Annotated in this window: 16 protein-coding genes and 1 pseudogene; 11 read left to right on the forward strand and 6 right to left on the reverse strand. The window is 64.3% G+C overall.

The genetic code is table 11. The features are described 5' to 3' along the window. The first annotated feature begins 1 nt into the window (after nucleotide 1). From NKI06_RS22010 to NKI06_RS22020, 3 genes are all read left to right on the forward strand, one after another. Nucleotides 2-952 (forward strand): AEC family transporter, encoded by a 951-nt coding sequence (locus NKI06_RS22010; protein ID WP_352668820.1) that lies wholly within the window; start codon nucleotides 2-4, stop codon nucleotides 950-952. 251 nt (nucleotides 953-1,203) lie between these two features. Continuing rightward, nucleotides 1,204-2,661 (forward strand): NAD-dependent succinate-semialdehyde dehydrogenase, encoded by a 1,458-nt coding sequence (locus NKI06_RS22015; protein WP_023707861.1) that lies wholly within the window; start codon nucleotides 1,204-1,206, stop codon nucleotides 2,659-2,661. Nucleotides 2,662-2,859: 198 nt separating this feature from the next. Next, complete coding sequence (locus tag NKI06_RS22020; RefSeq protein WP_023681740.1) at nucleotides 2,860-3,885, forward strand: aldose epimerase family protein; 1,026 nt, start codon at nucleotides 2,860-2,862, stop codon at nucleotides 3,883-3,885. A gap of 4 nt (nucleotides 3,886-3,889) precedes the next feature. On the opposite strand, the gene NKI06_RS22025 is transcribed toward NKI06_RS22020, so the two are convergent. Continuing rightward, nucleotides 3,890-4,810, reverse strand: a complete 921-nt coding sequence (locus NKI06_RS22025; RefSeq protein WP_352987134.1) for a sugar kinase — start codon at nucleotides 4,808-4,810, stop codon at nucleotides 3,890-3,892. Nucleotides 4,811-4,964: 154 nt separating this feature from the next. Between NKI06_RS22025 and NKI06_RS22030 the strand changes: the two genes are divergently transcribed. Continuing rightward, the gene (locus NKI06_RS22030; protein ID WP_023739071.1) at nucleotides 4,965-5,408 is read left to right on the forward strand and encodes a FixH family protein; all 444 of its coding nucleotides are present in this window, start codon (nucleotides 4,965-4,967) and stop codon (nucleotides 5,406-5,408) included. A 4-nt stretch (nucleotides 5,409-5,412) separates the two neighbouring features. Further along, the gene (locus tag NKI06_RS22035) at nucleotides 5,413-6,612 is read left to right on the forward strand and encodes a cytochrome-c peroxidase (RefSeq protein ID WP_023714375.1); all 1,200 of its coding nucleotides are present in this window, start codon (nucleotides 5,413-5,415) and stop codon (nucleotides 6,610-6,612) included. A 4-nt stretch (nucleotides 6,613-6,616) separates the two neighbouring features. On the opposite strand, the gene NKI06_RS22040 is transcribed toward NKI06_RS22035, so the two are convergent. Further along, nucleotides 6,617-7,069, reverse strand: a complete 453-nt coding sequence (locus NKI06_RS22040) for an Lrp/AsnC family transcriptional regulator (protein WP_023714376.1) — start codon at nucleotides 7,067-7,069, stop codon at nucleotides 6,617-6,619. Between the two features lie 165 nt (nucleotides 7,070-7,234). Here NKI06_RS22040 and putA point away from each other — a divergent pair, with 165 nt between their 5' ends. Continuing rightward, the gene (putA, locus tag NKI06_RS22045) at nucleotides 7,235-10,843 is read left to right on the forward strand and encodes a bifunctional proline dehydrogenase/L-glutamate gamma-semialdehyde dehydrogenase PutA (RefSeq protein ID WP_352987137.1); all 3,609 of its coding nucleotides are present in this window, start codon (nucleotides 7,235-7,237) and stop codon (nucleotides 10,841-10,843) included. A gap of 87 nt (nucleotides 10,844-10,930) precedes the next feature. After that, nucleotides 10,931-11,995 (forward strand): glycosyltransferase, encoded by a 1,065-nt coding sequence (locus tag NKI06_RS22050; RefSeq protein WP_352987139.1) that lies wholly within the window; start codon nucleotides 10,931-10,933, stop codon nucleotides 11,993-11,995. 45 nt (nucleotides 11,996-12,040) lie between these two features. On the opposite strand, the gene hmuQ is transcribed toward NKI06_RS22050, so the two are convergent. The 4 genes and pseudogenes from hmuQ to NKI06_RS22070 form a co-directional block, all read right to left on the reverse strand. Continuing rightward, the gene (gene hmuQ / locus NKI06_RS22055) at nucleotides 12,041-12,355 is read right to left on the reverse strand and encodes a heme-degrading protein HmuQ (protein WP_023818079.1); all 315 of its coding nucleotides are present in this window, start codon (nucleotides 12,353-12,355) and stop codon (nucleotides 12,041-12,043) included. Nucleotides 12,356-12,405: 50 nt separating this feature from the next. After that, the gene (locus tag NKI06_RS22060) at nucleotides 12,406-13,320 is read right to left on the reverse strand and encodes an energy transducer TonB family protein (RefSeq protein ID WP_352987142.1); all 915 of its coding nucleotides are present in this window, start codon (nucleotides 13,318-13,320) and stop codon (nucleotides 12,406-12,408) included. Nucleotides 13,321-13,498: 178 nt separating this feature from the next. Beyond that, a pseudogene (locus tag NKI06_RS22065) lies at nucleotides 13,499-13,934 on the reverse strand (hypothetical protein). 5 nt (nucleotides 13,935-13,939) lie between these two features. After that, on the reverse strand, nucleotides 13,940-16,069 hold the full coding sequence (locus NKI06_RS22070) for a TonB-dependent hemoglobin/transferrin/lactoferrin family receptor (RefSeq protein ID WP_352987144.1): 2,130 nt from the start codon (nucleotides 16,067-16,069) through the stop codon (nucleotides 13,940-13,942). 273 nt (nucleotides 16,070-16,342) lie between these two features. Between NKI06_RS22070 and hemP the strand changes: the two genes are divergently transcribed. The 4 genes from hemP to NKI06_RS22090 are packed head-to-tail and all read left to right on the forward strand — an operon-like array spanning nucleotide 16,343 to nucleotide 19,635. Further along, a complete protein-coding gene (gene hemP / locus NKI06_RS22075; RefSeq protein ID WP_023673860.1) occupies nucleotides 16,343-16,549 on the forward strand; it encodes a hemin uptake protein HemP in 207 nt (68 codons plus the stop codon). A 36-nt stretch (nucleotides 16,550-16,585) separates the two neighbouring features. Continuing rightward, nucleotides 16,586-17,644 carry a hemin-degrading factor gene (locus NKI06_RS22080; RefSeq protein ID WP_352740570.1) on the forward strand — a complete coding sequence of 353 codons (1,059 nt, stop codon included), beginning with the start codon at nucleotides 16,586-16,588 and terminating at the stop codon, nucleotides 17,642-17,644. A 10-nt stretch (nucleotides 17,645-17,654) separates the two neighbouring features. Beyond that, complete coding sequence (locus NKI06_RS22085; RefSeq protein WP_031208051.1) at nucleotides 17,655-18,536, forward strand: heme/hemin ABC transporter substrate-binding protein; 882 nt, start codon at nucleotides 17,655-17,657, stop codon at nucleotides 18,534-18,536. A 4-nt stretch (nucleotides 18,537-18,540) separates the two neighbouring features. Continuing rightward, nucleotides 18,541-19,635 carry a FecCD family ABC transporter permease gene (locus NKI06_RS22090; protein WP_352987147.1) on the forward strand — a complete coding sequence of 365 codons (1,095 nt, stop codon included), beginning with the start codon at nucleotides 18,541-18,543 and terminating at the stop codon, nucleotides 19,633-19,635. Nucleotide 19,636 lies beyond the last annotated feature (1 nt).

Consider the following 19,636-nt stretch of genomic DNA (forward strand, 5'->3'; position numbering starts at 1 on the left):
AATGTCTCCGCTCACCGAAACCGTTCTTTTCGTCTTCAGCCTCGTCGCGCTCGGCTATGTCACCGGGCTCACCGGCTATCTGAAACCGGCCAGCGGGGACGGCATCTCCGAATTCGCCATCAACGTCGCGATGCCGCTGCTGCTGTTTCGGACGATGGTGAATTCGGATTTCCACGGCGTGGCGCCCTGGTCGCTGTGGGGTGCTTATTTCGCGGCGGTTGCAATGACATGGGCCGCCGGCCATCTGGTGACGACACGGATCTTTGGGCGGGACGCGCGCACCGGCATCGTCGGTGGAGTGTCGTCATCCTTCTCGAATGTGGTGTTGCTGGGCATTCCCTTCGTTCTCGGCGTATTCGGGTCCAGCGGATTCGAAGTGCTGTCGCTGCTCGTTTCCGTGCACCTGCCGACCATGATGATGGCTTCGATCATCATGTTCGAGATATTTGGCCGCGGCGGCAGCGAGCCCGTACACCCGCTGCGCATCATCCAGAGCTTTCTGAGAAGACTGTTCACGAACCCGCTGATCATCGGCATCCTGGCCGGGCTGGCATGGCGCCTCACCGGCGCGCCGCTGCCGAACCTTGCGACGCGGCTGGTCGATGCGCTGGCTAACACCGCCGGGCCGGTGGCGCTGTTCGCCATGGGGCTCAGCCTGCGCCGTTTCGGCATTTCCGGTAACATCCGACCGGCGCTGACGCTGTCGACGCTGAAACTGTTCCTGATGCCGGCGCTGGTGCTCGGCCTGGTCTGGCTGTTTGGCCTGCCGCCCTTGACGGCCAAAGTGGCGGTCGTGGTGGCGGCGCTGCCGTCCGGCATCAATTCCTATCTCATCGCCGTGCAGTTCAACACCGGCCAGGCGCTGGCGTCGAACCAGATGACCATCGCCACGGCAAGCGCGGTTGTTACAACCGCCTTTTGGCTGACGGTGGTGGTGCATGTCTTTGGGTAGGCTTGGTCTTCTGTAAGGCTGGTCTTTGGCAAGGCTGGTCTTTGACAAGGCTGCGGCCCAAACTAATTTACATGTGAATTTTCTCTGGCGTTGGGCTGGCCCAAAGCCTATATGCCATCTTGCAATTGCTTGCCGGGCTTGCCCTAGGTAAAGAGCAGTGGCTTCAGCGTGTCGGCTCCGCCGCCATTGTGCACGCTCGTTCAAGAGATCCAGGAAACCGGCCCGTCAGTGCGCCGAACGGAGGCTAGACCATGCTGCAGAAAACCAGCCATTTCATGCGCCAGGCCAATCTCATCAACGGCGAATGGGTGCAGGCCGACAGCGGCCAGACGGTCGACGTCAACAACCCGGCCACCGGTCTCAAGATCGGCACCGTGCCGAAGTCGGGCAAGGCGGAAACCCGCCGCGCCATCGAAGCCGCAAGCGAAGCCTTCAAGACCTGGCGCAAGACGACCGCGCTTGAGCGCTCGAAGCTGTTGCGCAAGCTGCATGACGCGATGATGGACAATCAGGATGTGCTGGCCGAACTGCTCACCATCGAGCAGGGCAAGTCGCTCGCCGAATCCAAGGGCGAGATCGGTTCGGCCGCCGCCTATATCATGTGGTTTGCCGAGGAAGGCCGCCGCACCTATGGCGATGTCGTGCCATCGCCATGGGGCGATCGCCGCATCCTGGTGACCAAGGAGCCGGTCGGCGTCATTGCCGCCATCACGCCGTGGAATTTCCCCTCCTCGATGCTTGCCCGCAAGCTTGGCCCCGCGCTTGCCGCCGGCTGCACCGCCGTGGTCAAGCCGGCCTCGCAGACGCCGTATTCCGGCCTTGCATGGGGCGCGCTCGCCGAGGAGGTCGGCTTCCCAAAGGGCGTCATCAACATCCTGACGGGTGCTGCCGGCGAAATCGGCGACGAGATCTGCGCCAATCCGCTGGTTTCGAAGATCACCTTCACCGGCTCGACCGAGATCGGCAAGCTGCTGATCCAGAAGTCGTCCGTCACCGTCAAGAAGGTCTCGATGGAACTCGGCGGCAACGCGCCGTTCCTCGTCTTCGACGATGCCGACCTCGATCGCGCCGTCGCCGGCGCCATCACCGCCAAATACCGCAATTCAGGCCAGACCTGCGTGTGCACCAACCGCTTCCTGGTGCAGGCCGGCATCTACGACAAGTTTGTCGAGAAGCTGGCCACCGCGAGCAATGCGCTGAAAGTTGGCTCGGGCCTGGAAGAGGGCGTGCAGCAGGGACCGCTGATCGACGTGAAGGCGGTCGAGAAGGTCGAGGAATTCATCGCCGACGCCACGTCGAAGGGTGGCAAGGTCGTTGCCGGCGGCAAGCGCCACGCGCTTGGCGGCTCATTCTTCCAGCCGACCGTCATCGCCGATGCGAAGCCTGACATGCGCTTCATGAAGGAAGAGATTTTTGGCCCGATCGCCCCGGTGTTCAAGTTCGAGACCGAGGAGGAAGCCATTGCACTCGCCAACGACACCGAGTTCGGCCTGGCCGCCTATTTCTACACCGGCGATCTCGGCCGCGCCTTCCGGGTCATGGAAGGCCTGAAATACGGCATGGTCGGCGTCAATGAAGGCCTGATCACCACGCCGGAAGCGCCGTTCGGCGGCGTCAAGGAATCGGGCCTCGGCAAGGAAGGCGGACATCAGGGCATCGAGGATTATCTCGACACCAAATATGTCTGCATTGGCGGCCTCGGCCTCTAAATCATTGACGGGCAGGGCAAGGCAGGCCGCGGGCCGGCCCTTGCCAGACGACATTCAGCCGGACTGGAGCGGTTCAGCGTTTCACGGAAACGCCGAACCGCTCCAGTTCTTTGTTTTTTGCAATTCCGGACGGAAAACCGTTTCACACTTTTCCTGGAATTGCTCTAAGTCGACAGATCGACGAATTAGCATTTGGACATAGCGATGAAGGACGGCGAAGTCTTCGGCACGACGCAGGCAGGCGAACCCGTTCGCCGTTTCACCATCCGGGGCGGCGGCGTCAGCGCCAACATCATCGGGCTCGGCGCAATCATCCAGGATCTGCGGCTCGCCGGCCACGACGCGCCGCTGGTGCTGGGCTACGATCGCTTCGAGCCTTACGAGACCGACCGGGCCTTCTTCGGCGCGGTCGTCGGCCGCTATGCCAACCGCATCCGCGACGGCCGCTTCACCATTGCCGGCCAGCGCTACCAGACCGAGCGCAATTTCCTCGGCAAGCACACGCTGCATGGCGGCTCGGAGGGCTTCTTCCATCGGCCGTGGACGGTTTCGCTGCACGGCCGGGATTTTGTCACCCTGACCCTGCACGATCCCGAGGGCACGATGGGCTTTCCCGGCGCGCTCGACGTCACCTGCACCTACCGGCTGAAGATCCCCGGCACGCTCTCGATGGAACTGACCGCCACTTGCGAGGAGCCGACGCTGTGCAATCTGGCGCAGCATTCCTATTTCAATCTCGACGATGGCGGCGCCGGCGACATTCTCGACCACCGGCTGATGCTGAACGCCGGCGCCTATACGCCTGTCGATGGCGAGATGATCCCGACCGGCGTCGTCAAACCTGTCGACGGCACGCCCTTCGACTTCCGCCAGGCGCGGCCGCTGCGCATGGAAACGGAAGGCGAGCAGCTTCCTTACGACGTCAATTTCTGCCTGGCGTCAGCCCGAGGCCCGCTTCACCAGGTGGCGTGGGCGCAAGGCGCCAATTCCGGCGTCGAGATGGAGGTCTGGACCACAGAGCCTGGCCTGCAGCTCTACACCGGCCAGTATGTCGCGCCAACCTCAGGCGGCCTGGACGGACGGCGCTACAAGGCGTTTTCCGGCTTTTGCCTGGAAGCGCAGACATGGCCCGACGCGCCGAACCGGCCCTATTTCCCACAGGCCACGCTGTGGCCGGGCCAGATCTATCATCAGGTGACGGAATATCGTTTCAGGCTTCCCTAAGGTCTTAGCCCTCGAAAGCGGTTCTTAGAACCTCGAACGGCGCCAGCGCGCCTCGCACCTGCACGACAGCGGCGGCGACGCGATGCGCGCGCTGCACGGCATCCGCCGGGGCATGGCCGGCAAGCCGGGCGGCGAGATAGCCGCCATTGAAGGAATCGCCGGCGCCGGTGGTGTCGACCGGGGTGGCGACATGCTGGGCCGGAACCGGCTGCAGGGCTCCGCCAGTGGCGATCAGCGCGGGTTCCTCGCCATTCTTGACGACGACTTCGCCGACCAGTTTTCCGAACCGCTCGGCGGTCGCTTGCGGTGCCGAATCGCCAAACAGCATCTGCTCGTCGGGAAAGGTCGGCAGCGCGATGTCGGTGACGGCAAGCGCGTCGAGGATCGCGGCTTGCGCCTCCTCGCGGCTCTGCCACAGGCGCGGCCGGTAGTTGGGGTCGAAGGCGACGAGCGAACCGGCAGCCCGCGCCTTGGCCACTTCTGCCAGCAACGTCTTGCGCGCGGCGGCATCCAGAATTGCCAAGGTGATTCCGGAAAAATACACAAGAGCCTGGTTTTCAAGGCTTTTTGCCAAGGCGGCCGGGTCCGAGGCAAGCCGCCTGGCCGCCGCGTCGCTGCGCCAGTAGGTGAAGGCGCGTTCGGCGCCGGTCAAGGTGATGGCGTAGAGGCCGGGCCGCGCCCCTGGGATGACCGGGCTGGCGCCGATGTCGATGCCGTTTTCGGCGAAGAACGAAATCTGGCCCTGCGAGAAGGGATCGTCGCCGAAGGCCGAGACATAGGTCGCCGGCCGCTCGCCGCTCAGCGCATGCAGCGCCCACAACGTGTTGAACGTGTCGCCGGCAAAGCCCATGCGCCAGTTCGGCCCGGCCTGGCCGGACAGCTCGAGCATGCATTCACCGATCGAAGCGACGCCGTCTGCTGCCATGTATCTGTCTCCGGACCAGTTCGCTGCTGTAGCTTTTTGCGGCCGGCAGCGCCATGCTTGGCGGCGGCGGTTTTTTGCGCCAGAAGCGTTTTCCCACAGAAGCGGCGGGACGCGAATTGCTTCCCGAGACGTTATGTCCAGAAGAGGAACCGGTTTGGCATCGATATGGCGTTATCTTCTTGCGGGCGTTGGTCTGGCCGCCTTGCTGGCTGGCATATTGGCGATCGTCTATCTGACCGCGCCGCAGTCGGCGCCGGGCCCCGATGTTTCGCGCTCGAAGAAGACGGCGAACGGCTTGTTTGTCGCCAGCATTCAGCCGGAACGCGGCGTTATCCGGCAAGGCGAACTGCAATCCTGGTTGCTGACCCTGAAGACGGTCAAGGGCGATTCCGTGGAAGGTGCGGCGATCTCGGTGTCCGGCGGCATGCCGCAGCACAATCACGGCTTGCCGACCAGTCCGCAGGCGACCGATTATCTTGGCGAGGGGCGTTACCGCATCGAGGGGCTGAAATTCACCATGAGCGGCGTGTGGCAGTTGCGCTTCGCCATTTCGGCGGCGGCCGGTTCCGACACGGTCGTCTTCAACGTGGTGCTGTGAGCGGATGAACGGCCTGTTGCGCCTTCTGGCATTGGCGGCGGTCGTGCTCGTTGCCGGCTGCGGCAAACCGGATTTTTCCGATGCCGAGAAGAAGACCATCGCTTCGCTGGCGCTGAACACCTTGCCGGCGCTCAAACCCGACACCACCAACCGCTTCGCCGACGTGCCAGCCGCCGCCGCCCTGGGCTCCACTCTGTTCTTCGACCAGGGCATGAGCCGTGACGGTAACGTATCCTGCTCGACCTGCCACAAGATCGACCGGCAGTTCCAGGATGACCTGCCGCAATCCGTCGGTGTCGGCCGCACCAACAGGCGCTCGATGCCGCTGGCCGGCATCGCCCGCAATCCGTGGTTCTTCTGGGATGGGCGGCGCGACAGCCTGTGGGCGCAGGCGCTGACGCCGCTGGAAAATCCGCTCGAGCAGGCGGGAAACCGCGCCGCCTTCGCCCATTACATCCAGAAGCGCTTTGGTGCGCGCTACGAGCGCATCTTCGGGCCACTGCCGGATCTTTCCGCCGTGCCGGCCAACGCCAGCCCGCTTGGCAACGAGGCCGAGCAGGCGGCCTGGAAGGCGATGACCCCAACTCAGGCTGAGGGCGTCAACCGCGTCTTTTCCAATATCGGCAAGGCGATCGCTGCCTTCGAACGGTCGATCGAACCGGCACAGACACGCTTTGACCGCTTTGCCATCGATCTTGTGTCAGGCGCCAAGCCGAAAGCCGACGATGCCTTTTCGCCGGAGGAGATGCTCGGGCTGAAACTGTTCATCGGCAAGGCCAATTGCGTCACCTGCCATAACGGCCCGCGCTTCACCGACAACGCTTTCCACAACACCGGCGTGCCGCCGGTCAGGGATTTGCCATTGGATCGCGGCCGTTTCGATGCGGTGGCCCAGGTTCAGGCCGACCCATTCAACTGCTTCGGCGCCTTCCGCGATGGCGACGCCGGCGCCTGCGGCGAGCTGCGCTTCATCGTCAAGGCAGCACCCGAACTGATGCGTGCCTACAAGACGCCGTCGCTCAGGGGCGCGGCGACACGGCCGCCCTATATGCATGCCGGACAGTTCTCCACGCTGGAGGAGGTGGTGGCGCACTATGCGAAGGCGGAGGCGGCCGTTGAAGGCACCTCCGAAGTGCACCCGTTGCAACTGTCGGATCGCGAACGCGCGGCGCTGGTGGCGTTTTTGAAGACGCTGTCGGACTGAAGAGTCAGCGATCCTTGACCGTCTCCATCGCCACGAAGGTCGAGGTCTGGGCGACGTGGGGGAGCGCCGAGATGCGCTCACCGAGAACACGGCGATAGGCGGCGATGTCGGTGGTACGGACTTTCAGGAGATAATCGAAGCTCGACGCCATCATGTGGCACTGCTCGATCTCCGGCACGGCCTGCACCGCGCGATTGAAAGCATCGAGCGCGGCCGAGCGTGTGTCCGACAGTTTGACCTGGACGAAGGCGACATGGCCTTCGCCCATGCGCTCGCGATCGATGATCGCCTGATAGCCCTTGATATAGCCGTCCTTCTCCAGGCGCTTCACCCGCGCCTGCACCGGCGTCTTCGACAGGCCGACCTTGCCGGCCAGTCCAGACATGGATAGCCGCCCGTCGCGCGCCAGCGCCGACAGGATGTTTTTGTCGATGCGGTCCAATTGGTCTTCTGTCACCGATATCACAGTCCATTTGATAACAATTTAGCTGCAATGATAGACCGCTCCGCCTGCCATGTCGATTTCTTTGGACCGGCTGAAAATGCGGCTCTGTGCTAGCTTGCGCCATTCGGTCCGGCGACCGCCGGCCCGCTCACAGATGCTTGCTCCGCAGGGACCGCCATGCCGCTCGACACCATCCGCCAGCAGATCCGCGCCAACTACCTGCCTGACGAAGACGCGGCTGTGAAGCGGCTAGCTGCGGCGACAGAACTTTCGGCCGATGACCGCAAAGCCGTCTCGGCCCGTGCCGCGGATCTGGTGCGCGCGGTGCGCGGCTCGTCCGACCCGCGGCTGATGGAGGTTTTTCTCTCCGCCTACGGCCTCTCCACCAAGGAAGGAGTGGCGCTCATGTGCCTGGCCGAGGCACTGCTGCGCGTGCCTGACACCGAGACTATGGACGACCTGATCGCCGACAAGATCGCACCGCATGACTGGTCGGCGCATTCGGGCGGTTCGAGCTCGATCTTCGTCAACGCCTCGACCTGGGCGCTGATGCTGACCGGCCGTGTGCTCGACGAGGGCGAGGGCGGCATTGAAGGCACGCTGCGCTCGATGGTTCGCCGGCTGGGCGAACCGGTGATCCGCAAGGCGGTCGCCGCCGCCATGCGCGAAATGGGCGAGCAGTTCGTGCTCGGCCGCACCATTGCGGAAGCCGTCAAGCGCGGCAAGTCGATGATCCAGAAAGGTTATCTCTATTCCTTCGACATGCTGGGCGAGGCGGCCCGCACCGAGGCCGACGCGCTGCGCTACCTCAAGGCCTATGCCGACGCGATCTCCTCGCTGGATTCGGGCTCCAACGGTCCCGATATCCGCCAGAACCACGGCATTTCGGTCAAATTGTCGGCGCTGCATCCGCGCTACGAAGAGGCACAGAAGGAAAAGATGCTGCCGGTGATGGCAGAGCGGCTGCTGTCGCTGGCGCTGGCCGCACGCCATTCGCGCATGGGCCTCAACATCGACGCCGAGGAGGCCGACCGGCTCGACCTGTCGCTCGACGTCATCGAGCGTGTGTTGTCCGAGCCGGAGCTTGCCGGCTGGAATGGCTTTGGCGTCGTCGTCCAGGCCTACGGCCCGCGCGCTGCCTTCACCATCGACTGGCTCTATGCGCTGGCGAAAAAGTACGACCGCAACATCATGGTGCGGCTGGTCAAGGGCGCCTATTGGGACACCGAGATCAAGCGGGCACAGACGCTCGGGCTTTCCGGCTACCCTGTCTTCACCCGCAAGGCCAACACCGATGTTTCCTACATGGCCTGCGCCAGGAAGTTGCTGTCGATGACCGACCGCATCTATCCGCAATTCGCCACGCACAACGCCCATACAGTCGCTGCCGTCCTGTCGATGGCTGACAACCGTGACGCTTTCGAATTCCAGCGCCTGCACGGCATGGGCGAGGCGCTGCATGAGACGGTGCGCCAGGCCGAAGGCACGCGGTGCCGCATCTATGCGCCGGTCGGCGCGCACTCCGACCTCTTGGCCTATCTGGTTCGCCGCCTGCTGGAGAATGGCGCCAACTCCTCCTTCGTCCATCAGCTCACCGACGAGGACGTCGAGCCGGAGGATATTGCGCGCGATCCGCTCGAGACGGTCGAGAGCCAGGGCCCCGCCGCCAATCCGGCAATCGCTCGCCCCGCGGCGATCTTCGGCACTGGGCGGCGCAATTCGAAGGGGTTCGACATTACCGATCCGGTGACGCTGGCGGCGATCGACAATGCCAAGGCGGCCTTTGCCGGACCCGAGCGCTGGCATGCCAAGCCGATCACGCGCGCCGCCGGCTACGGCAAGCAGCGCCCGGTGGTCAATCCGGCAAAGCCTGCCGAGATCGTCGGCACGGTCGCCGAAGCCGCTGCCAAGCAGGTCGCGACCGCGGTGCGCTTCGCGGTGGAGGCGCAGCCGGCCTGGGCAAAACGCCCCGTCGCCGAGCGCGCCGCCATCATCAACCGCGCGGCCGACCTCTATGAGGCCAATGCGGTCGAGTTTTTCGCGCTCGCCACCAGGGAAGCCGGCAAGTCGCTGGCCGACGGCGTGGCCGAAGTGCGCGAAGCCGTCGACTTCCTGCGCTACTACGCTGCCGAAGCGGCCAACAACGAAGCGGGCACCGAGGCGCGCGGCGCGATCGTGTGCATTTCGCCGTGGAATTTCCCGCTCGCCATCTTCACCGGCCAGATCGCGGCAGCGCTCGTCACCGGCAATTCGGTCATCGCCAAGCCGGCCGAACAGACGCCGCTGATCGCCTTCCGCGCCGTCGAACTGCTGCGCGAGGCCGGCGTGCCGGAAGATATCATCCAGCTTCTGCCGGGCGACGGTCCGGCGGTCGGCGGACCGCTGACCGCGGATCCGCGCATTGCCGGCGTCTGTTTCACCGGCTCGACCGAGGTCGCCAAGCTGATCGAGAAACAACTGGCCGAGACGGCTGCGCCGGACGCCATGCTGATTGCCGAGACCGGCGGTCTCAATGCCATGATCGTCGATTCCACCGCTCTGCCCGAACAGGCGGTGCGCGACATACTGGCATCGGCTTTCCAGAGTGCAGGCCAGCGCTGTTCGGCGCTTCGCGTGCTCTACGTGCAGAAGGATGTCGAGAAGAAGATGCTGGAGATGCTGAAGGGCGCCATGGAGGCGCTCACCATCGGCGATCCCTGGCAGATTTCGACCGATGTCGGGCCGGTCATCGATGACGAAGCGCAGGAATCGATCCGCGAGTATTGCACCAAGATGGGGCTGCAGGGCCGGCTGATCGCCAAGCTCGAAGCACCCAAAGATGGCCGCTTCGTTGCGCCGCATGTGGTCCGGGTCAAAGGCATCGAGGAGATGGAGCGCGAAGTGTTCGGCCCGGTGCTGCATGTCGCCAGCTTCGACGCCGACGGGATCGACGCCGTCATCGCCGCCATCAACCGCAAGGGCTATGGCCTGACCTTCGGCCTGCACACCCGCATAGAAGGCCGCGTCCAGCATTTCGTCGACGGCATCCATGCCGGCAACATCTATGTCAACCGCAACCAGATCGGCGCCGTCGTCGGCTCGCAGCCCTTTGGCGGCGAGGGGCTTTCGGGCACCGGGCCGAAGGCCGGCGGGCCGCATTATCTCCGGCGGTTCCGCAAGGGGCCGGAGGCGGGCACGGAGATTGCCGAGGGCCACAAGGTGACGGCGACCGAACTGGCCGACAATCTGCCCGATCCGACGCTTGGCGGCTGGTCGACGCGGCCGGACCGCATCGCCATCTTGAGAAAGCATCTGCGCGGCAAGGGCGCTGCAGCGATCGGCGCTGCAGCCGCCATCGATTTCGGCCAGGTCGACCTGCCCGGACCGACCGGCGAGGCCAACACGCTGTCGCTGTCGCCGCGCGGCCGGGTGCTGTGCCTCGGTCCGGACGCCGAAACGCTGCTTGCCCAGACGATCCAGGCGCTGGCCGCCGGCAATGCGGTGCTGGCCGTGGCGCCGGGCGCGCCGGCAGCACTGTCGGCGCTGACCGGCAAGGGGTTGCCGCTGGCGGCCATAGACGGTCGGCCAGACCCAGTCGAAGCGCGTTCGCTGCGCGTCGATGTCGTCGCCTTCTCGGGCAGGCCCGAGGCGGCGCGGATCGTGCGCAAGGTCATTGCCGACCGCAGCGGGCCGATCGTGCCGCTGGTCAGCGAGGTGCTCAACCCGGCGGCCTATGCGCATGAACGCGCTGTCTGCGTCGACACCACGGCTGCCGGCGGCAATGCCAGCCTGCTCGCGGCGGCCTAGGGGGCTTTTCGCGGCTCGCTTGCCTGCGTCGGGTTGCAAGGGTATGCGCAAGGGACAGAGAGCAACTCGAGCGGGGCAGCCGAACAGATGGAAGACACGTCCCGACCGTTTGAGCTGCCGCGCGTGGCGGTGGTCATCACCTGCTTCAACTATCGGCCGTACGTCGAACAGGCGATCCGCTCGGTGCTTGCGCAGACCTACCGGAATTGGGAATGCGTCATCGTCGACGATGCCTCGACGGACGGCTCGGCCGACCATGTCCAACAGCTTCTAAGGGATATAGAAGACCCGCGCCTGCGCCTGTTGGCGCGCAAGGAGAATGGCGGCCAGACCGCGGGATTCCGCGACGGCTTTGCCGCAACCGACGCGCCCTTCGTCGCGTTTCTCGACGCCGATGACGTGTGGCTGCCGGATTTTCTCCTCGCGCATCTGTCCGCCCACCTCAACACGACGCATTCGGCCGCACTGTCGAGTTCCGATGTGTTCCTTGTCGATGGCGACGGCACCTTGCTGGGCGGTACCTTCCTTGCCTTGCGCAAACCGCGGTCCGGAGCGGATCGCAGTGGCGTCGCCATCGCGCCCGGTGGCCGGCTTGCCGGCATGGCGCCCGGGATCGCCTACGCATCGGAGCATCCGGTAACCTATTTCGCACCTGCGGTGACGGGCTGGCTGTGGTCGCAATGCTCGGCGATCATGTACCGGCGTGGCGCGCTGGAACCGGTATTGTCCTTCCCGTTCAAGGCCAAGGTCGGGACGGATTATCTGACGGCGACACTCGCGCACCAGGCCGGCGGCAGCCTCATCCTGTCAGAAGGTCTCGGCCTCTATCGCCTGCATGGCTCCAACCTGTCCACCGGAACTGCCTTTGCCGGCGGCAATGTGCGGCAAACGCCTGCATACAGGAGCTACAGGAGCGTGTTGGCGGCGGATGCCGCAGACTATTTGCTGGCGAATTCTGCCTGGCTCAGCGATCTCAACGGGCGCAATTTCATACCTGCATTCCTGACGCAGCATGTGCGCCAGTTCCCGGAGTTGGCCGGTGATCCGCGGTTGGCGCGCTACCTGACACGCGGACAGCCCTGGCGGCGGCTGCGCCTGCACATTGCCCAGCGGCTTCGGCGACTGGGCGGCCGGAATTCAACCGGAACATGACGGCATCTGCCCGTCGTCAGATCTCGTCGACGGGTGAAATCTCAATCAGGCCCCTTCGACGACCGAAAAGCCTTCGAACTGCGGATGGCCGAGATAATGCACCTTCGAGGTGCCGGTGTTGCGATGGGCGGCGCGAAAATTCTCGGATTTGGTCCAGGCGACGAAATCCTCATGGCTTGCCCACACCGTGTGCGAGGCAAACAGCGTGTAACCCTCGGCCTCGTTGACCGGGCCGCGCAGCAAGCGGAATTCCCTGAAGCCTTTCATCTCCGAGAGGCTCGAATCGCGGTTCTTCCAGACATCCTCGAAGGCGGTCTCCGAGCCGTTCTGGACCTTGAAGCGGTTCATGGCGATGTACATTGGGCTTCCTCTTGAATTGATGGACGATTTGGCGAAGGTCTGCGAGCTGGTTAAAACGGACCGATCCGCGCCCTGAACACCCAACTTGATAATCCGGTCTCGGGTGGAATGGGCGGGAACGGGGCTTGCTGGCGCACCAGTTTCAAAGCGAATTGGTCTAGCTCGGCAGACCCTGAACTTTCGACAAGCTGCAAGTCGCTGACGCTGCCGTCGGCCATGACGACGAAATAGACCCTGGCATTGTTGCGAGCCTTGGCTTGAACCGCCTTCGAAACGTGGCGGTTGGCGCGGACAAGCTTGTTCTGTACTTCAACGCTGTAGCCGGACTCCATCGAATTGCCCGCCGCGCTCTGTTTTCCGCCTTTGCTGGCAACCGCCGTTGCCTCGCGCTCCTCGCCATCTGCCGTGCCGCCAGTCTCTCCCGATATTGGTGCGCCCGATATTGATGTACTTGGCCTCGGGCTTGGGACTGGTGGCCTCGCGGCAGGCAATTCAACGGCAGGCTCATTGGCGGGAGACGCCTCCGAACTCTGCGTTTGAACCGGTGACGGTGCAGGCGTCTCACCCTCTGGGGCGACACTTTGATCATCCGGGATGGCGGCCGTTGGTGCATCCGGAGCGACGGTTGCCTGCTTGGCAGCTTCCGGCGCAGATTTGGGCGCCGCCGGCTCCTCTACGGCTTGAGGCGCCCCGGTTTGGGGCGTGGGTTGGACGGGGTTGGCCGGCTGCGGATCGGTTACCAGGGTAACATCCACCGCGTCGGGTACCGGGTTTTGCAAAGCGGTGCCGAGGACGTCTGCGCCTGATCGATCGGCGCCTTCGGCCTGTATTGCCTTCCCGGTATCAAATGTCCCGGCGGGTGCGACCATGAACGCCGCTGCGGCAGCGGCATGGAGCAGGCAGGACGCGACGATCGCCACAGTCCATTTGCGGTCCGCGGCCGCCGGCTGTACGAGCTCGTCCATTGTTATCGCCGGTTCGTTGCCGGCGTCGGGGAGGGGGGTGATGTCCTGCATGGTTCGCGGCGAGACCTGCCGCGAGCGCGGCGGGATTGTCAAATCAAGATCGGTTGCCGGCCATAACGGCGGAGCTGCGACGGGTCGTGTCGCATTGTCGTGCAGGAAGGCGCGATGCAGACCCACCTCAAACGCCGAATGCGATACCGGTCTTGGTCTGCGTCTTCAGGCCGCGCATGCAGGCGCCCGGTTCGACGCCGGCGCATTCGGTGGCGCTGTTGATCAGCACGCGGCTGAGTTTGGTGCAGTCGGTGCCGGCGAGGTCGAAGCGGATCACCTTGGTCTTGCCGGCCGGCAGGTCCTTGAAGTCGAGCACGCTCAGGCGGTCGACAATGCCGGCCTCGTTGAACAGCGCGATTTCGAATGCCGCCTTGGAAAGATCGGCGCCGAGCGCATTGTTGACGACGAAGGTCAGGCGGCAACCCTTTTCGGAGGGCTGCGCGGCATTTGAGCTCGAGGCTGAGTTGCGGAGCCGGCGCGGACTGAGCCCACGCCGGCATCAAGCCAAGCGACATCGCCAGCGTCGAGGTCAGGAGCCGAAGCGATGCCGTCAAACTTGTCATGGGTGTCAGCCTCCAAAGCGCATGGTTGCGGCCAGCTTCAGCGTGATGCCGGGTTCATAGATGACGGCGGTGGTGCCGCCGTTCAGCGGGTTGGTGTATTTGACGTCGAACAAATTGTCGGCGCGGAAGTCCACCTTCAGATTGCCGGTGGCCTGGTAACTGGCGAAGGCGTTGACCAGAGTATAATCCTTGGCTACGGGGTTGCCCTTCGGCTTGCCGTTGTACTGCACCTCGCCGCCGACGGTCAGCTTGTCCTGAAGGAAGCGGAAGCCGAGCTGCCCGGTGACCTGCGAGGACGGGATGGTGGCAAGGTCGGCGCGCTCACCTTCATCGGAGATGGTGTGGCCGTTGGTGATCGAGGCGGAGAGCCCGGCATAACCCCAGGCGGCATCGTAGACGCTTTCCAGTTCGAAGCCGTTTATCTTGGCCTGGGCGACGTTCTGGTACTGGAAGCAGATCGGAATGCCGGGGCCGAACGGGCAGCCGCTGGTCGGGTCGAATGCCGACAGTGTGACGCCTTCGATGTAGTCGTCGACATCGTTGTGGAAGTAGGCGGCCTTGAGCCGGAACGCGTCGCCGGCCTCGATAAGGTCGTTCAGCTTGTAGTTGACGCCGAACTCGGTGGTCTTGCCGGTTTCAGGCCGCAGGTTTGGGTTGGGCAGGAACGGGAAGGTGACGCCTGCCGGATGGTTGCCGCTGATCAGCGTTTCGGTCAGCGAGGGTGAGCGATAGCCTTCGGCGTAGGTGCCATAGAACTGCAGGCCCGCCAGGCTGGCGCTTTCGAAGGGCGTGACACCAACGGTGATGCGCGGCGACAGACGATCACCTGACGTTCCATTGTCGGAATCCTCCAGGCTGTAATTGTCGTAACGCAGCCCGGCAATGACCTCGAGCCAGTCCCAGGTGAGCTTGTCCTGGATGTAGGCGCCCGAAACACTACGCTTGCCCGATGGGGTGTAGAAGCTGTCGCCGCCGGCGGTGCCGCCGGTCTCGACATCGTCACCCACCCAGTCGCCGCCATAGGTCAATTCGTGCGCACCACCGGCTGTTTCGAAGCGCGACGTGTTCCAGATGTCGACGCCGGCCGTGCCAACGTCGAAGGTCGAGGTCGAACCGACGGGCAGCAGCACGGGAAGGCCGGTCGACGGATCGAAGCGGTTCTGCGGGACCAGCGTGGTGAGGTCGAGATTGGTCTTGTTGTAGGAGGCGTTGATGTGGAGATCGAGCCAGCTCCTGGCGTCGTCAGTGATGTTGTAGCGGGCGGTGAAGGTGTTCGACTTCAGGTCGACGTCGTTGGCCGGCACGCCGCCGCTGGTTTCCGTCCAGCCGTCGCTCGAGCCGACCCAGCCGAGCTTCAATTCGCTGTTCTCGCTCGGGCGGATTGTGGTCTTGAGCAGGCCGCTCAGCACGTCGAAACCGGTACCGGCGACGGTGTCGCCGCTGCCATTCTTGTAGTCGCCGTAGTCGCGGTAGACGATGTTGCCCAGCACATCCAAATCGTCGTTGAATTTGTAGGCGCCGCTGGCGCTGGTGGTCCAGCCCTTGCCGTTGCCTTCATAGCGCCCGGTGACGGAGCCGGCCCAGGTTTCGCCCGGCCTGAGGAAATCCACCGCATCCTTGGTGTCGAAGAAGACGACGCCGCCAATGGCGCCGGAGCCATAGGTGTTGGCTACCGGTCCGCGGATGACATCGACGGATTTGATGAGCTCGGGATCGACATAGAAGGTCGACTGCGTGCCGTGGTCGGAGCGCTGGAAATTCTGCCTGGCGCCGTCGACGATGACGGCGACGCGACCGAAATCCTGCAGGCCGCGGATGTTGATGCTGGAGCTGACGCGTCGCGCATCGGCCTGCACGGCGACACCAGGCACACCGAGCAGCATTTCGCTCGGCGTCGTCGCCATACGGCGGTCGAGCTGTTCCTGGTCGACATGGCTGGCCGAGGCCAGCGATTCGATTGCCGTCTCGCCGGTGCGGCTGATGACGAGGATCTTGTCCAGCAGGGTCGCGCCGGCGGGCGCCGGCTTGGTGTCCTCGGTTTTCCTGGTCTGGTCGGCCTGGTCAGCGGCCGGCTGAGCGCTGGCCGGCGATGTCAGCAGCGCGATCGTCGCTGCCCCCGCAAGCAAGGCTGCCATTGCCTTTGCCATAGGCCGATGCACCGGATCGGCGTTCGCCAGACCCAGTCGTCCACAATTTCCCAAGCCCATGCCCCAACTCCAAAATTCCAGGTTCGATGCTGGCTGGCTTGGTGCTCGCTGGCATTTTTCATTCTGTCCGGCGTCTTAAATGTTGACTCATTTGGTCCGGTATTGCACTGACTAATAAACATGATCATTCAAGTCAAGAAATGAATCGGCATTTTTGCAACGCCTGGCCAGTTGCCCGGCACAGGAAAGGGATCGAAAGAGATGAACACCCACAATCCCAACGACTTCCGTTACCGCGTCCGCCGTTCCGAGGAGACGCCGACCCGCTTCGACCGGGTGCCGCTGGCGGTGCGGACGCTGTCCTCCAACACGCTGTTCCAGGGCGAGCACGAGATCGGCATCGAGCACCATGGCGCGCTCTATCGGCTGAAGATCACCCGCCAGGGCAAGCTCATCCTCAACAAGTGACGAAACGACCAAACACGGCAGACAGGTAAGCAGGACATGGACCAGCGCGCAAAACCCGCCCCGCATGAAATCCGGCGGGCGCGGGCAGACAATCCGAAAGCGCGCGAGCGCGATCTTGCCGCCGAGCTCGGTATTTCCGAGGCCGAGCTGGTGGCCGCGCATTGCGGCGACGGCGTCGTGCGCGTCGAGCCCAGGGTCAACGATCTTCTGACCGGCCTCGACGCCGTCGGCGAAGTGATGGCGCTGACCCGCAACGAAAGCGCGGTGCACGAGAAGATCGGCGTCTACGACAAGGTTGTCACAGGCACGCACAACGCCATGGTGCTGGGCGAAAACATCGACCTGCGCATTTTTCCCAAAGTCTGGGCGCATGGCTTTGCCGTGGAAAAGCGCGACGGCGGCGATATCCGCCGCAGCCTGCAATTCTTCGACGCGGCCGGCGATGCGGTGCACAAGGTGCATCTGCGGCCGGCTTCCAATCTCTATGCCTACCAGAAGCTCGTGGCCGCACTCGAATCGCCGAACCAGGAGGCGACCGTGTCTATCGCAGGCCTGGCCGACGACGACGCGGAGACGTCGGGCATTGCCGCAGACATCGATGATCTGCGCGACCGCTGGAGCCGGCTGACCGACGTGCATCAGTTCTTTGGCATGTTGAAAACGCTGAAGCTCACCCGCCGCCAGGCCGTGCGCATGGTCGGCCAGGACTATGCCTGGCTGCTCGACAATGACGCCATCGGCGCCATGTTCCACCATGCCGCCGCCGACGGCATGCCGATCATGTGTTTTGTCGGAAACCGAGGCTGCATCCAGATCCATTCCGGTCCCGTCAAGTCGATCAGGCCGATGGGGCCGTGGATCAACGTGATGGACGAGACGTTCCACCTGCATCTGCGCACCGACCACATCCAGGAGGTGTGGGCGGTGCGCAAACCGACCAAGGACGGTCATGTCACCTCGCTCGAAGCCTATGGCGCCGACGGCAAGATGATCATCCAGTTCTTCGGCAAGCGCCATGAAGGCGAGGGCGAGCGCGACGACTGGCGGTTCCTTGCCGAGAACCTGCCGCGCATTCCAAGCCCGACCGCAGCCTGAGGAAACGACGATGATTTCACTGTTCAGGATGCTTGCCGCGGCCATGGGCCTGTCGCTGTTTATTGCCGCCCCAGTGCCGGCCAGCGAGAACGTGGCCGTGTTTGCCGACACGTCGCGGATCGTGGCGATCGGCGGTTCGATCACCGAGATCGTCTACGCGCTTGGCGAGGAAGGTCATCTCGTCGCCCGCGATTCGACCAGCCGCTACCCCGCCGCCGCGGTCGCGCTGCCCGACGTCGGCTATATGCGCCAGCTGTCGCCGGAAGGCGTGTTGTCGGTCAATCCTTCGGGCATTCTGGCGCTGCATGGCAGTGGGCCGAAGGAAGCGGTCGATGTGCTGAAAAAGTCGAGCGTTCCGTTCATCGACGTGCCCGAGCATTACAGCCATGACGGCATCCTGGAAAAGATCCGCATCGTCGGCAAGGCGCTCGGCGTCGACGCCAAGGCCGAGACGCTGGTGGCTGAGACCGATGCCAAGCTGAAGGCGGCCGAGAAGCAGACGGCGTCGATCAAGCAGCGCAAGCGCGTCCTGTTCGTGCTGTCGATCCAGGGCGGCAAGATCCTGGCCGCCGGCACCGACACCGCCGGCGACGGCATCATCAAGCTCGCCGGTGCGGTCAACGCCGTTGAAGGTTTTTCCGGCTACAAGCAGATGTCCGACGAGGCCATCGTAACCGCCAGGCCGGACGTGATCCTGGCGATGAAAAATGCCGGACCGCCGATTGCGGAGGCCGAGCTGTTCGCCATCCCGTCGATCACCTCGACGCCGGCGGGTGAAGGCCGCAAACTGATCCTGATGGATGGCAGCTATCTGCTCGGCTTCGGGCCGCGCACGGCCGATGCCATCCACGATCTGGCCGCCTCGCTCTATCGCAGCCAGGTCACGGACTGAGCCGATGGTGGATCAGTCGATCACCGGCGCGGCGGGCAAGGTGGCCGAGGGCGATCGTTCCGGGCGCGCTCGCCTGGTTATTGTGCTCCTGTGTGTGGCGCTTGCCCTTTCGATGTTCCTGTCGCTGAGGTCGGGCGCTTCCGATGCATCGGCCGTTGCTGTCATTCGTGACTGGCTGACCGGCACCATGCCGGACGACGCCGCGCTTGGTGCCCGCGACCGGCTGATCGTCTACGATATCCGCATGCCGCGCGTACTTCTCGGTGTGCTCATCGGGGCGGCACTGGCCGTATCGGGTGCGGTCATGCAAGGCCTGTTTCGCAACCCGCTCGCCGATCCCGGCCTGATCGGCGTTTCCGCCGGGTCGAGCCTCGGCGCGGTCGCCGTCATCGTGCTCGGCACGACGTGGCTGGCGCCGCTCACTCTGGCGCTCGGCGGGCTGGCCTTGCCGCTCGCCGCTTTCTGCGGCGGCCTTGCGGTCACGCTGGTGCTCTACCGCGTCGCCACGCGGCAGGGTCGCACATCGGTTGCCACCATGCTGCTTGCCGGCATTGCGCTCGCAGCCCTTGCCATGGCGCTGACCGGTATCCTGATTTTCATGGCCGACGACCGGCAGTTGCGCGACCTGACCTTCTGGCAGCTGGGCTCGCTTGGCGGCGCGACCTGGCCGAAGATCGCTTCCGTCGGGCCGATCATCATCCTGGCGCTTGCGGCAATGCCGTTCCTGGCCAAAGGCCTCAACGCCCTGGCGCTCGGCGAGGCGACGGCCGGACATCTCGGCATCCCGGTACAGCGGCTGAAATACACCGCGATCGTCGGCGTCTCGGCAGCGGTCGGCGCCTCTGTCGCAGTCAGCGGAGGCATCGGTTTTGTCGGCATCGTCGTGCCGCATCTGCTGCGGCTGCTGATCGGTCCGGACAATCGCTATCTCTTGCCGGCATCGGCGCTGCTCGGCGCCTCCATGCTGCTGATCGCCGATGCCGTTGCCCGCGTCATCGTGGCGCCGGCCGAATTGCCAATCGGCATCGTCACGGCGATCGCCGGCGCGCCGTTCTTCCTCTGGATCCTGCTGCGCAAGCGCGGCGTAATCGACTTGTGAG

The sequence above is a fragment of the Mesorhizobium sp. M0772 genome (genome assembly GCF_040320135.1).
In the GTDB taxonomy this organism is placed as follows: Bacteria; Pseudomonadota; Alphaproteobacteria; order Rhizobiales; family Rhizobiaceae; genus Mesorhizobium.

Excerpts from the sequence above, each read along its gene's own strand:
- NKI06_RS22010 (WP_352668820.1), top strand. The coding sequence starts at position 2 with ATGTCTCCGCTCACCGAAACCGTTCTTTTCGTCTTCAGCCTCGTCGCG.
- NKI06_RS22015 (WP_023707861.1), top strand. The coding sequence starts at position 1,204 with ATGCTGCAGAAAACCAGCCATTTCATGCGCCAGGCCAATCTCATCAAC.
- NKI06_RS22025 (WP_352987134.1), bottom strand. The coding sequence starts at position 4,810 with ATGGCAGCAGACGGCGTCGCTTCGATCGGTGAATGCATGCTCGAGCTG.
- NKI06_RS22035 (WP_023714375.1), top strand. The coding sequence starts at position 5,413 with ATGAACGGCCTGTTGCGCCTTCTGGCATTGGCGGCGGTCGTGCTCGTT.
- putA (WP_352987137.1), top strand. The coding sequence starts at position 7,235 with ATGCCGCTCGACACCATCCGCCAGCAGATCCGCGCCAACTACCTGCCT.
- NKI06_RS22050 (WP_352987139.1), top strand. The coding sequence starts at position 10,931 with ATGGAAGACACGTCCCGACCGTTTGAGCTGCCGCGCGTGGCGGTGGTC.
- hmuQ (WP_023818079.1), bottom strand. The coding sequence starts at position 12,355 with ATGTACATCGCCATGAACCGCTTCAAGGTCCAGAACGGCTCGGAGACC.
- NKI06_RS22060 (WP_352987142.1), bottom strand. The coding sequence starts at position 13,320 with ATGGACGAGCTCGTACAGCCGGCGGCCGCGGACCGCAAATGGACTGTG.
- NKI06_RS22070 (WP_352987144.1), bottom strand. The coding sequence starts at position 16,069 with ATGGCAGCCTTGCTTGCGGGGGCAGCGACGATCGCGCTGCTGACATCG.
- hemP (WP_023673860.1), top strand. The coding sequence starts at position 16,343 with ATGAACACCCACAATCCCAACGACTTCCGTTACCGCGTCCGCCGTTCC.
- NKI06_RS22080 (WP_352740570.1), top strand. The coding sequence starts at position 16,586 with ATGGACCAGCGCGCAAAACCCGCCCCGCATGAAATCCGGCGGGCGCGG.
- NKI06_RS22085 (WP_031208051.1), top strand. The coding sequence starts at position 17,655 with ATGATTTCACTGTTCAGGATGCTTGCCGCGGCCATGGGCCTGTCGCTG.
- NKI06_RS22090 (WP_352987147.1), top strand. The coding sequence starts at position 18,541 with ATGGTGGATCAGTCGATCACCGGCGCGGCGGGCAAGGTGGCCGAGGGC.